Raw genomic sequence first — 12474 nt, forward strand, 5'->3', positions numbered from 1 at the left:
ACGTAAACAAGTTCGATAATGCCTTTAAAGAAAAGTATTTCCTAACCTTTTTAAAGGCATTTTCTTATAAATCAACAGCAATCATTATTGTTGATTTAATATACTGAAACCTAAACAGTTAATTACTATCTACAAATAATTAAAATAGAGCTACTTTTATGCAAGATACAGTAAAAAATACTGAGTATGAAAAAAGAACTATAAAAATTGGTGTTCTTTTCTCTCAGTCGGGACCTATGGCTATTTCTGAATCTTCTCACTTACGTGGAGTATTATTGGCGTGTGAAGAAGTTAATAATAATGGTGGGATCGCAGGTCAGAAATTAGAACCTATTATTTTAGATCCTGCAGGAGACGATTTACTGTATGCTAAAATGGCAACAGAATTGTTACTAAAACATCGAGTTAATATTATTTTTGGCTGCTGTTTATCTTCTAGTCGAAAAGCAGTACTTCCGATTATAGAGCGTTTTAATGGGATCCTCTTTTATCCTTCTGTTTATGAAGGGTTCGAGTATTCGCCTAATGTTATTTATGGAGGAGGAGTACCTAACCAATTAGTATTACCGTTATTAAAATATATTTTTAATAACTACGGTAAAAATATTGCACTAATAGGTCTCGATTATTTATACCCAAGAGAAATTAACCGTGTGGTTACTGAGTTCTTAAATGCCAGTGGCGGTAAAGTAGTTGCTGAAAAATATTTAAACTTTTCTGCTGATGCTGCGGACCTTAGATTAAATTTGAATGATATTCTAAAAAATAAACCAGATGTTATTTTTTCTACGGTTGTTGGCTTAGATAGTATTAATTTATATAGTGTTTATGCAGAATTAGAGTTCGATGGTGTAAAACCTCCTCTTGCTTCTTTAACTGCAGTTGAATCTAGTATTCAAGCTTTAGAGTTAGATAAAAGGGAAGGGCATATATCCGTCGCATCTTACTTTTCTTCATTAGAAACGGAGGCTAATAAAGCTTTTATTAAAAAGTTCAAAACGCGTTTTGGAGAAGATACAAGTCCTTGTGTGTTTAGTGAAGTGGCTTACTCTCTTGTTAATGTTTTTGCTAATGCTTTATTATCTGCAAAGTATGACGACACTGAAAGTATTCTAGCAGCGCTTTCAGAAGCACCAATTGAATCACCTGGTGGCGATCTTTTTTTAGATTTAAATACGAATCACCTTACTTTAAGGCCTTATGTGGCAAAGTCGAATAGAGAAGGAAGTTATGATATTTTATGGGAATCACCATCTGTAATTAAAGCGGATCCTTATTTAATCGCTTATGACCGTTCTATTGAAGTTTAAATTATCATTGAGATATAGGTAACTAATGAGTAGCTCTCCAGCTAAAGATTATCAATTAATTCGTCGTTTAAGACAAATGCGTGTTCTTGTGATACACCCAGATGATTCAGATAGAAAGATATTAATTGATCATATTAAGCGAATAGGTTGCAATATTGATTATGTTTGGCCAGCTCCAAAAGTGCTTGAACAAGATATAGATGTTGTTATTTTTTTAATTGATAATAAAAATAACAAGAACTCTATTTCTTGGATGGCCAATGATGAAAGTGTTGCACGTATTGGTGTTATTGCTTATGAAACACCTGAAATATTAGTTGAGTTGGATTATTTTCATGTGCATGGCGTTATTTCGAAACCTATTCGTATTTTTGGTTTATTAGCAGTGTTAACGACAGCGATAAGTTTTTCTAAACATGAAAAAAGATTAAAAAAACGCATTAACTCCTTAGACGAAACGTTAAAAGGAAGGAGAAAGGTTGAGCAGGCGGTAGCAATATTATCTGAATTGAAAAATATAACAGAGCAAGAGTCTTATAAATTTTTGAGAGAACAATCAATGATAAAAAAATGTTCAATAGCCGATATTGCAGACTCAATAATCGATGATCATTCAATGTTGAATTTGTAATTATTTTTGATGTAAGTTTAAATTTGGTTAAGAAGAACGATTTTAAATCATTAATAAATAACAGAGGACATATCTTAAATATGGCTCCCATTATTTATTAATGTGAATTGATTTTATAAATTAACTACTTACTTTCTTCTTTCAGCCATTGAGCAACTTGCTTTGCAAAGTAGGTTAAAATGCCGTTTGCACCTGCACGTTTAAAGCATAATAAAGACTCTAAAACACATTCTCTTTCTTTTAACCAACCGTTATCAATGGCCGCTTTATGCATCGCATATTCACCACTCACTTGATAAGCAAATGTTGGCACTTTTAATTCGCTTTTAACTCGGCGAACAATATCTAGATACGGCATGCCTGGTTTAACCATCACCATATCCGCGCCTTCTTGGATATCTAATGCAACTTCATGAATCGCTTCATCGCTATTAGCAGGATCCATCTGATAAGTTGATTTATTCGCGCCTTTTAAGTTACCTGCACTGCCTACTGCATCACGGAAAGGGCCATAGTAGCTAGAAGCATACTTCGCGCTGTAAGCCATGATTTGTGTGTTAATGAAGCCTGCATTTTCTAATGCTTCACGTATTGCACCAATGCGACCATCCATCATGTCTGAAGGGGCAACGATATCTGCACCTGCTTGAGCATGAGAAAGCGCCTGTTTAACTAGAATTTCAGTGGTGATGTCATTAAGTACATAGCCTTCACTATCAATAATGCCGTCTTGACCATGTGTCGTGAAAGGGTCTAATGCAACATCAGTGATCACGCCTAATTCAGGACAGGTTTCTTTAATGCACATGACTGCACGCTGAGCTAAGCCATTTTCGTTATAAGCTTCTTCTGCCATTTCAGTTTTAATTTCACTCGGTGTTACTGGAAATATCGCTACTGCAGGAATACCTAAAGCCGCTAACTCTTTGACTTCAATTGCTAATAAATCTAATGATAAGCGTTCAATTCCTGGCATCGAAGGAATTGCTTCACGGCGATTCGTGCCTTCTACAACAAACATTGGATAAATTAAGTCATTAACTGTTAACTGATTTTCTTGTACTAAACGGCGTGAGAAATCGTGTTTGCGTAAACGACGTAAACGACGGGCAGGAAAAGATTGAGAAAGAGTCATGGTGTCCCCTGTGTGAGTGGTTAGTTTTGTATTTAATGCTTCGACAATAGTCGTTCGAAAATTGTTGTTCGCAAGTAATCATTCAAAAGTAATGTTAAATACAAAGAAAAAATTTACTACCTTAAAGCCAATTAAAAGAAGCTAAATTGAACGTTAGGGCTAGCATTAATAATGCGCTTTAAGTTAGGTTAAAAAAAGCCTTACTTGTTTTTTCAGTAGAGATTAAAAACTCGTGCAAATCTTGCTGACGAGCATGTGCAATGGTTTGCGCAATATAAGGCAAATACTTCGGCTCATTGCGACTTGATTTCGGTTTAGGGCGCATTGAACGAGGTAATAAGTAAGGGCTGTCTGTTTCAATCATTAAACGGTTATCGGGGATCATTTTTACTAATTCTAGTAAATGTGTTCCTCGGCGTTCATCGCATATCCAACCCGTAATGCCAATATGTAAATCTAAAGCTAAACAACGCTCGAGTTCTTCTTGAGTGCCTGTAAAGCAATGCAATACTGCACTAGGTAGTTGTTTGATGTAAGGTGTTAATAGCTCAATAAAGCGTTGATTAGCATCGCGTTCATGCATAAAAACAGGTAACTGATATTCGACTGCTAATTCTAGTTGTTGTATAAACGCTTTTTCTTGTTCTGCAGGTGTTGAGAAGTTTCGATTGAAATCCAGCCCACATTCACCGACCGCTTTTACTTCAGGTTGCGTTAATAATTCACGTAATTGCACTACCGATTCTGCTGTCATTGAGCTTGCATCATGCGGGTGAATACCCGCTGTACTGTAGATGAAACCAGGGTTTTCTTTGGCTAAAACTAACGCTTTCTGACTTTCAACAATATTAGTACCCGTTACCATTAACTTGGTGAGGCCTGCTTGTTTGGCATTGTCAATGACGGATGCTAAGTCTTTATCAAAACGCTGATTAGTTAAGTTAACGCCAATATCAATCATTAGTTTTTTGGCTCTTTGTGGATAGTGTTTTCTTCTGGATCTAGCTCATCATCTGACGCTGGCTTTTTCACATAAAAGCGCGAAAATAATAAACCTAATTCAAATAAAATAAGCATTGGTACAGCTAATAAGGTTTGAGATATCACATCTGGAGGCGTTAATAACATACCAAAAATAAATGCGCCGACTACAATGTAAGGTCGTTTTGCTTTTAAAGATTCAGGTGTTGTTGCACCCGTCCAACATAGTAATAAAGTGGCAACGGGTATTTCAAACGCTAAACCAAAGGCAAAAAACAACTTCAATACAAAGTCTAAATAACTGCTGATATCAGTGGCAATGGTCACGCCTTCAGGTGCCGTGCTGGTAAAGAATGAAAATACCAAAGGAAACACAACGTAATAAGAAAATACCATGCCTAAGTAAAACAGCAATGCGCTGCTAATTACTAATGGAGCAACAAGTTTTTGTTCGTGTTTATATAAACCAGGCGCAATAAAAGCCCATACTTGATATAAGATCGCAGGTATTGCGATAAAAATAGAGAGTACGATGGTCAATTTAATTGGCGTGAAGAAGGGGGTTGCGACACCAGTGGCAATCATACTTGAGCCTTCAGGCAGCTGACTGGTTAACGGAATGGCAATATAGTGGTAAATATCATTAGAAAAATAAACCAAGCTAAGGAATATCGCTAACACTACGACAACGACCTTGAGAATACGATCGCGTAATTCTAAAAGGTGAGTAATTAATGGCAAACTATGTTGTGCCTGATCTGACGATTGCTCACTCATTAATTATTTTTCCTGCTGCGATATTGTTTTTGAAGGTGTTGGCTCTGAAGTTTTTGCTTCTGAAATGTTCGGTTCTGACTTTTCATTTTCTGTTAAAACTTGTGTCTGAGCTTCGGCTATTTTCGCTTCTTTTTGAGATTTAGCTTGAGCATTCATTAAGTCATCAACGTTGTTTTTATAAGGACGTGTTAATTGCTCAACATTCTCTTTCATTTCATCGATTGATGCTTTTAAATCAGGATCTATTTTATCTAAGCCTTGTTTACTGGCTTTGATCATATTCTCATTCATTTCATGTAATTCAAGCTCTTGAGATATTTCATTTTTTACCGAGTTCGCCATACTTTTAGCAGTATTAACCCATTTCAAAACAGTACGAATAGCGATAGGCAAACGCTGAGGCCCTAGTACGACTAATCCTATTACGGAAATCAACATGATTTCCCAAAAGCCAATATCAAACATTAATTAATACACCTTGTTGCGGGTCATTGTTATAACCGCCTTTTTTAAGAATATATTTCTCATTAGAAGTTTATAAGCACCTATAACTCACCATTATGTAAAGATGACTGTAAACATCACAGGCTACTTTTAAAATCAATGGTTTAGTCTTGTTTGCTTTTTTCAGCTTCCGTCTTTTGCTCTTCTTTGAAGCTAGCATCAGATTTCTTATCTAATTCAGGAGAAGAGGTATCTTCTTCTTTAATGGCTTTTTTAAATCCTTTAATTGCACCCCCTAAATCACCACCAATACCGCGCAGTTTTTTAGTGCCAAATAAAACAATAACAATCACTGCAATAATCACTAATTGCCAAATTCCGATACCGCCCATAATATATTTCCTATATGTAAATAATGTTGTAAGTCATTGTGTGTATTGATTTAAACAGGCTTTATAAATAAAGCCTGTTTACGTAAATAATCCATTAAAGTTAATCAATGTTAGTCGCATTTTTTATCAGCCACTAAAGATATTAAGATTTGTGACTAAATCGCCAAGCAATTACCCATGATACTACTGCTGGAATCGTTAAATACAAGTTAAAACTATCATCAGACTGTAGATAGAATAAAGCAGTAATAATACTCAACGTAACCGCTAAAGATGTTATCACTTGGTTTTTACTGTTTTTTTGCTGTTGATCATTAAAACGCTGCATTAACAATTGTTGCTGTTGTTGTACTTGTTTAGTTTGCGCTAGATTGTGATAAACCAATTCTGGGATATCTGGTAATTTTTCTAACCAAAAGGGCGCTTTCACTTTTAGTTTGTTAAACAGTGTTTGAGGGCTAACTTGCTCTCGCATCCAGTTTTCTAAAAAGGGTTTTGCGGTGTCCCATAAATCTAACTGTGGGTACAATTGGCGCCCTAAACCTTCAATATAGAGTAACGTTTTTTGTAATAAAACTAATTGAGGTTGCACTTGCATATTAAAACGACGAGCGGTATTAAATAAATTTATTAATACGTGAGCAAATGAAATTTCTGATAATGGTTTTTCAAAAATAGGCTCACAAACCGCGCGTATAGCAAATTCAAATTCTTCCGCAGGTGTATCTGCTGGCACCCAACCTGAGTCGATATGTAATTGTGCTACTTGTCTGTAATCTCGATTGAAAAAGGCTAAGAAGTTTTCTGCTAAATAGCGTTTATCTTCATTGGTTAATGTCCCTACAATGCCACAGTCAATACCTATCCAAAGTGGATCTTCTGGGTGTTCGTAAGATACAAATACGTTACCTGGGTGCATATCAGCATGAAAGAAACTATCACGAAATACTTGCGTGAAAAAGGCCTCTACGCCGCGTTCTGCAAGTAGTTTTAAATTGGTATTTTGTGCTTTTAATGCCTCAATATCTGATACTGGAATACCATATATACGTTCCATGACTAATGCATCTTTAGTGCAATAATCTGAATAAATTTCAGGGACATATAACACTTTAGAGTTTAAGAAATTACGACGTAATTGAATTGCATTAGCACCTTCACGCATTAAATCTAATTCATCGATAATAGTTTTTTCGTACTCTCTGATCACTTCAACAGGACGCAGACGTTTAGCGTCTTTTAAAAAACGTTGCATTAATGAAGCCATCCACTTCATTAATTGAATATCAGCGGCAATGGTTTTAGCAATACCAGGTCTTGTTACTTTAATGACGACTTCTCTGCCATCTTCCTTAAGTGTTGCTGTATGAACTTGTGCTATTGATGCTGAAGCAAGCGCAACTTCATTAAAGTTATCAAAAATCTCATTAATTGGACGTTGAAAAGATTTTTCTATTTGTTTAATCGCTAAATCACCAGAAAAGGCCGGTACATTATCTTGTAAGTGCGCTAATTGGTCTGCATAAATAGGCGCCAATAAATCACGACGAGTCGACAGCATTTGCCCTAGTTTTATGTAGATAGGCCCTAATGATTGTAAACTTAAGCGCAAACGTTCAGGTAATCCCATCTCTTTGTGTTGATTACGTAACCAAAATAAACAAATTCGTAAAACCCAATAACTTTTAGGTATTTGTGCTTTAGGGACTAACTCAATTAAACCATATTCAATAAACGTTTTATTTATCTGATATAGGCGCGATAACTCTGTTATTTTTATCATTTATTTTCCAGCTAGTGAGTTAGTGCCGAGTCGTTTATTAGACTTTGCTTCTAACTGCTCTAGCTTATTGTTAAGGCTTAGTAATAATGTATCTGCTTGTGTTTCTAGTGTTTTGACTTGCTCGCAAAAGTAAGCAACTTCTAAACCGCTAGGGGCCAGTTTAATTTCTTCTGTTACATATAAAGCCGTTTGTTTTTCAACTTTATTAAATTGAGCCAACGACCCTTGATGGATCTTTTTGGCGTGATAACAAAGTTTGTGCGCAATGACGTCACCGACCTTATGAGATAGATGCTCTTCCCAATCTATATCCATATCCGTCAATAATTTTGCAAACTGCTGTACTAATTGAATATCGCCATCAACTTCTAGTTGCCCAGTTTTAATTAAATGCGTTAGTTGATGGTTATCTTGCAACTTATTTAAGGCACTAAAACTGACTCTAATATTACAATCAGCTTGGCCTTCAAATTTATTTAATACATCGACTTGTCGATCTGAAATAACAAAATACAACGGGAAATTAAGTTCTTTTAAGCTTGCAGAGATGATAGTGCCATTAAGTTGTTTACGTTTTATGACAGCGCTACTATCTAATTGATGTAATTGATTTACACCTGTTTCTAATAAACCGCACAGTAAGTTAGTTAATGGCATGTTGACTCTCGTTATAGAAGTGACTGGTTAATGTTTGCAATATCGGATTAGTATTTATAACCGCGATGTAGAGCGACAATACCCGCACTTAAATTAAAGTACTCTGTCCCTTCAAAACCGACATTATTCATCATCTCTTTAAGCGTATCTTGATCTGGATGCATACGAATGCTTTCAGCTAGATATTGGTAACTTTCACTGTCGTTCGCAATTAATTTACCTAGCTTAGGCAAAATATTGAACGAGTAAAAATCATAGAATTTTTCAACTGGCGAATAAACTGGTTTTGAAAATTCTAATACCAGTAAACGACCACCAGGCTTTAGCACTCGGTAAATAGAAGCTAAGGCTTTATCTTTGTCGGTCACGTTACGTAAACCAAACGCAATCGTGATTAAATCAAAGTGATTATCTGGAAACGGTAACTCTTCAGCATTGGCTTGAACGTAACTTACGTTTCCTTCAATACCCATGTCGCGTAATTTGGTACGGCCCACTTTCAGCATCGAATCATTAATGTCTGCTAAAACCACTTGGCCTTGTGCACCCACAATACGTGAAAACTTTGCGGTTAAATCACCTGTCCCACCAGCTAAGTCTAAGACTTTTTGACCTTGGCGAACACCAGAGCAGTCAACGGTAAAGCGTTTCCAAATGCGGTGGATACCCATAGATAATACATCATTCATGATGTCATATTTAGCGGCAACTGAATGGAATACATCAGCCACTAATTCAACTTTTTTATCTTCTTCAACGGTTTTGAAACCAAAGTGAGTCTTATTGTCTGGGGTTTCTTGCATGGTTATCTCTTTACCTTCCGGATAAAAATTATTGCTTGATTAGATATCATTGCATGATAGCAATTTTTCAACAATATTTGGATCTTTATTGTTTGCCTAATTTTATGTTTTAAATCATTGATTTTGTTTTTAATGTTACGCTTTATTACAAAGCTTTACTAAATTATTGGATATTATACCCGTTATCAATCAAGAGACATTATTCAGTCGTTAACTCGAACCTCATAACTCAAACATAAAGACAAGGCATAACATGATGACAATGACTGGCTAGTCCTTATCAAATGTTACAACGTGGTATTGATTTCGAATTGGCGACCCGCAGGGCAAGTCGAGAGGCAATCACCTTCATTGTTATACATTGTCATAGAGTCTCGATTTAATCCGTTAGATCTTTACCTCTATGCCTAGATTTTTTACCTCACGACTTGCTGATTTTTACATTTTGAACGATGACGAGTATATATTTGTTTAATAAATCAAATCAGAGCATATTGATTATATCGTTAATTATTAACAGAGTTATTTAAGTCTCTTCACATAAAAGGTACATTAGTTGTTCTATCACATTGTTTTACCTTTTTTATCAATATTTAATGATCAGTGTGACTGTTGTTATAAATGAAAATACGTTATAACCATTCATAAAGCTTTAATATCATAAACTTGGGAACTTCTTATGTTGAAAAATATCCAACCGACACAAACTGCTGCTTGGTCAACGCTACAAAGCCTATTTGATGACCATGCTGATATGCAAATATCTGAATTATTTGCCGAAGATTCACAGCGTTTCGACACCTTTTCTCGTCAATTTAACGAAGACTTCTTATTAGATTTCTCTAAGAACTTAATTACCGAAGAAATATTAGCTAGCTTGATTGATCTTGCTAAAGAAGTCGATCTAAGCGAAGCAATTAAAGCGCAATTTTCTGGTGAAAAAATTAATATTACAGAAGGGCGAGCGGTATTACACACTGCATTACGTAACCGCAGTAATACACCCGTGCTAGTTGATGGCGAAGATGTGATGCCTAAAATCAACGAAGTATTGGCTCAAATGAAAGCGTTTTGTGCAAAAGTACATTCTGGTGAATGGTTAGGTTATACAGGCAAGCGTATTACGGATGTAGTAAATATTGGTATTGGTGGTTCTGATTTAGGTCCATTCATGGTCACTGAAGCCCTACGCCCTTATAAAGTCGAAGGTATTGAAACGCATTTTGTGTCTAATGTTGATGGCACTCATATTGTTGAAACGTTAACCAAAGTAGACCCTGAAACCACTTTATTTTTAATCGCTTCTAAAACGTTCACCACACAAGAAACCATGACCAATGCGCATAGTGCGCGAGATTGGTTTTTAAATTTTGCACAGGATGAAGCGTTTGTTGCTAAACATTTTGCTGCGCTTTCGACTAATGCAGATGCAGTGACTGAGTTTGGTATTGATACGGCTAATATGTTCCAATTCTGGGATTGGGTCGGCGGACGTTACTCTATTTGGTCTGCGATCGGATTATCTATTGCATTAACCGTTGGCTTTGAAAACTATGAAGAGCTACTTGCTGGTGCACATGAGATGGATCAGCACTTTGCGACGACTGAATTTGAAAATAATATTCCGGTCTTATTAGCGGTTATCGGTATTTGGTATAACAATTTTTATGGTGCCGAGTCAGAAGCTATTTTACCTTATGATCAGTATATGCACCGTTTCCCTGCTTATTTTCAACAAGGCAATATGGAATCGAACGGTAAATGTACCGACCGTAACGGTAACCCTGTAGATTACCAAACGGGGCCGATCATCTGGGGTGAACCTGGTACTAATGGTCAACATGCGTTTTATCAATTGATTCATCAAGGTACAAAATTAATCCCTTGTGACTTTATTGCACCTGCCGTTAGTCATAACCCAGCGGGCGATCACCACGCTAAATTGTTATCTAACTTCTTTGCACAAACTGAAGCATTAGCCTTTGGTAAAACCAAGATGCAAGTGGAATCTGAGTTTAAGGCTGCTGGCAAATCAGCAGAAGAAGTGGCTGATTTAGTACCTTATAAAGTATTTGAAGGTAACAAACCCACTAACTCAATTTTAGTTAAGAAAATTACGCCTAAAACATTAGGGCAACTGATCGCAATGTACGAGCAAAAGATCTTTACGCAAGGCGTTATTTGGAACATCTTCACTTTTGATCAGTGGGGTGTTGAATTAGGTAAGCAATTAGCCGGACAAATTTTACCTGAGCTAAGTAATAACGATTGTGTAGAAAGTCACGACTGTTCAACGAACGGCTTGATCAATGCTTGGAAAGCGTGGAAGTAAGTTTTTTTAAGTAGCGTTTTAGATTTAAATTTTTATCATTATGTTTAACGGTTAACACATATTATTTAATATGTGTTAACCGTTTTTTTGTCTTTGTATTTTACTCATTGTAGATAAGCCATTACTATAGCGGCTTTATATGATTGAGTTTATGTCGTTAATACAATCATGTGTACATTTTTGGAGTTCAATATGAAATACCTTGTAACGGGTGCTGTTGGTTTTATCGGAAGCGTTGTCGTTGAACGTTTAACTGCAGCGGGTCACCAAGTCATTGGTATTGATAATATCAATGACTATTATGATGTTGCGTTAAAAGAAGCTCGTTTAAAGCGTATTAAAAATCCATCATTTCAATTTATTAAATTAGATTTGGCAGATCGTGAAGGCATTAAAGATTTATTTGCAGAACAGAAGTTTGACCGCGTAATTCATCTTGGCGCACAAGCGGGTGTACGTTACTCGATTGAGAACCCATTGGCTTATGCTGATAGCAACTTAGTGGGGCACGTCAATATTTTGGAAGGATGTCGTCAAAATAAAGTAGGTCATCTGATCTATGCTTCATCAAGTTCTGTTTACGGTTTAAACGCAAAAGTACCATTCTCAACCAATGATTCAGTAGATCATCCTATCTCTTTGTATGCTGCCACTAAGAAATCAAATGAATTGATGGCACATACGTACTCTCATCTTTACGATATTCCAACAACAGGCTTACGATTCTTTACCGTTTATGGTCCTTGGGGACGTCCAGATATGGCACCGTTCATCTTTACTAAAAAGATTCTGGAAGGTGAAACGATTGATATCAATAACAATGGCGATATGTGGCGTGACTTTACTTATATTGATGACATCGTAGAAGGTGTTATTCGTATCGCAGACGTTGAGCCTGTTAAAAATCCTGATTGGACTGTTGAAAGGGGTAGCCCAGCAACGAGTTCTGCACCTTATGCTGTTTACAATATAGGGCACGGCTCACCAATCAGCTTAATGGATTTTGTACAAGCGATTGAAAGCGAACTAGGCATAGAAGCGAAGAAAAATTTCCGTGGAATGCAAGCAGGCGATGTATATCAAACCTATGCTGATACTACTGACTTATTTAAAGTGATAGGTTACACACCTGCAGTCACAGTGAAGCAAGGTGTTGCTGAGTTTGTTAAATGGTATAAAGACTTTTACGCTAAGTAGTTTCTATGGTGATTCGGTTATTAGTGATAAAT

The 12474-nt window shown here is 36.2% G+C and carries 12 protein-coding genes; 4 read left to right on the forward strand and 8 right to left on the reverse strand.

The genetic code is table 11. The features are described 5' to 3' along the window. Positions 1 to 158 precede the first annotated feature (158 nt). Complete coding sequence (locus SP041_RS09675) at positions 159 to 1310, forward strand: transporter substrate-binding domain-containing protein (RefSeq protein ID WP_025563243.1); 1152 nt, start codon at positions 159 to 161, stop codon at positions 1308 to 1310. 25 nt (positions 1311 to 1335) lie between these two features. After that, the gene (locus tag SP041_RS09680) at positions 1336 to 1941 is read left to right on the forward strand and encodes an ANTAR domain-containing protein (protein ID WP_025563244.1); all 606 of its coding nucleotides are present in this window, start codon (positions 1336 to 1338) and stop codon (positions 1939 to 1941) included. A 124-nt stretch (positions 1942 to 2065) separates the two neighbouring features. Here the strand turns inward: SP041_RS09680 and hemB are convergent, their stop codons facing one another. The 8 genes from hemB to ubiE all read right to left on the reverse strand — a co-directional run bounded on the left by hemB (position 2066) and on the right by ubiE (position 8913). Next, positions 2066 to 3076 carry a porphobilinogen synthase gene (gene hemB / locus SP041_RS09685; RefSeq protein ID WP_025563245.1) on the reverse strand — a complete coding sequence of 337 codons (1011 nt, stop codon included), beginning with the start codon at positions 3074 to 3076 and terminating at the stop codon, positions 2066 to 2068. Positions 3077 to 3254: 178 nt separating this feature from the next. Then, positions 3255 to 4037, reverse strand: coding sequence for a TatD family hydrolase (locus SP041_RS09690; protein WP_025563246.1), 783 nt, complete (start codon positions 4035 to 4037; stop codon positions 3255 to 3257). Next, positions 4037 to 4834, reverse strand: a complete 798-nt coding sequence (tatC, locus tag SP041_RS09695) for a twin-arginine translocase subunit TatC (RefSeq protein WP_025563247.1) — start codon at positions 4832 to 4834, stop codon at positions 4037 to 4039. The genes SP041_RS09690 and tatC overlap by 1 nt, the downstream gene beginning before the upstream one ends. Before the next feature lie 3 nt (positions 4835 to 4837). Continuing rightward, on the reverse strand, positions 4838 to 5299 hold the full coding sequence (tatB, locus tag SP041_RS09700) for a Sec-independent protein translocase protein TatB (RefSeq protein WP_025563248.1): 462 nt from the start codon (positions 5297 to 5299) through the stop codon (positions 4838 to 4840). Between the two features lie 143 nt (positions 5300 to 5442). Next, on the reverse strand, positions 5443 to 5670 hold the full coding sequence (gene tatA / locus SP041_RS09705; RefSeq protein ID WP_025563249.1) for a twin-arginine translocase TatA/TatE family subunit: 228 nt from the start codon (positions 5668 to 5670) through the stop codon (positions 5443 to 5445). A gap of 142 nt (positions 5671 to 5812) precedes the next feature. Then, entirely contained in the window at positions 5813 to 7453 is a 1641-nt protein-coding gene (gene ubiB / locus SP041_RS09710; protein WP_037048197.1) for a ubiquinone biosynthesis regulatory protein kinase UbiB, read from the reverse strand. After that, complete coding sequence (locus SP041_RS09715) at positions 7454 to 8110, reverse strand: SCP2 sterol-binding domain-containing protein (RefSeq protein WP_025563251.1); 657 nt, start codon at positions 8108 to 8110, stop codon at positions 7454 to 7456. It abuts the gene before it with no gap. A gap of 47 nt (positions 8111 to 8157) precedes the next feature. After that, positions 8158 to 8913, reverse strand: coding sequence for a bifunctional demethylmenaquinone methyltransferase/2-methoxy-6-polyprenyl-1,4-benzoquinol methylase UbiE (ubiE, locus tag SP041_RS09720; RefSeq protein ID WP_025563252.1), 756 nt, complete (start codon positions 8911 to 8913; stop codon positions 8158 to 8160). 679 nt (positions 8914 to 9592) lie between these two features. On the opposite strand from ubiE, the gene pgi reads away from it, so the two are divergent. After that, entirely contained in the window at positions 9593 to 11245 is a 1653-nt protein-coding gene (gene pgi / locus SP041_RS09725; protein ID WP_025563253.1) for a glucose-6-phosphate isomerase, read from the forward strand. 192 nt (positions 11246 to 11437) lie between these two features. Beyond that, a complete protein-coding gene (locus SP041_RS09730) occupies positions 11438 to 12442 on the forward strand; it encodes an NAD-dependent epimerase (RefSeq protein ID WP_025563254.1) in 1005 nt (334 codons plus the stop codon). Positions 12443 to 12474 lie beyond the last annotated feature (32 nt).

Source organism: Psychromonas sp. SP041 (assembly GCF_000470315.2).
In the GTDB taxonomy this organism is placed as follows: domain Bacteria; phylum Pseudomonadota; class Gammaproteobacteria; order Enterobacterales; family Psychromonadaceae; genus Psychromonas.

Excerpts from the sequence above, each read along its gene's own strand:
- SP041_RS09680 (WP_025563244.1), top strand. The coding sequence starts at position 1,336 with ATGAGTAGCTCTCCAGCTAAAGATTATCAATTAATTCGTCGTTTAAGA.
- hemB (WP_025563245.1), bottom strand. The coding sequence starts at position 3,076 with ATGACTCTTTCTCAATCTTTTCCTGCCCGTCGTTTACGTCGTTTACGC.
- ubiE (WP_025563252.1), bottom strand. The coding sequence starts at position 8,913 with ATGCAAGAAACCCCAGACAATAAGACTCACTTTGGTTTCAAAACCGTT.
- pgi (WP_025563253.1), top strand. The coding sequence starts at position 9,593 with ATGTTGAAAAATATCCAACCGACACAAACTGCTGCTTGGTCAACGCTA.
- SP041_RS09675 (WP_025563243.1), top strand. The coding sequence starts at position 159 with ATGCAAGATACAGTAAAAAATACTGAGTATGAAAAAAGAACTATAAAA.
- SP041_RS09690 (WP_025563246.1), bottom strand. The coding sequence starts at position 4,037 with ATGATTGATATTGGCGTTAACTTAACTAATCAGCGTTTTGATAAAGAC.
- SP041_RS09715 (WP_025563251.1), bottom strand. The coding sequence starts at position 8,110 with ATGCCATTAACTAACTTACTGTGCGGTTTATTAGAAACAGGTGTAAAT.
- tatA (WP_025563249.1), bottom strand. The coding sequence starts at position 5,670 with ATGGGCGGTATCGGAATTTGGCAATTAGTGATTATTGCAGTGATTGTT.
- tatC (WP_025563247.1), bottom strand. The coding sequence starts at position 4,834 with ATGAGTGAGCAATCGTCAGATCAGGCACAACATAGTTTGCCATTAATT.
- tatB (WP_025563248.1), bottom strand. The coding sequence starts at position 5,299 with ATGTTTGATATTGGCTTTTGGGAAATCATGTTGATTTCCGTAATAGGA.
- ubiB (WP_037048197.1), bottom strand. The coding sequence starts at position 7,453 with ATGATAAAAATAACAGAGTTATCGCGCCTATATCAGATAAATAAAACG.
- SP041_RS09730 (WP_025563254.1), top strand. The coding sequence starts at position 11,438 with ATGAAATACCTTGTAACGGGTGCTGTTGGTTTTATCGGAAGCGTTGTC.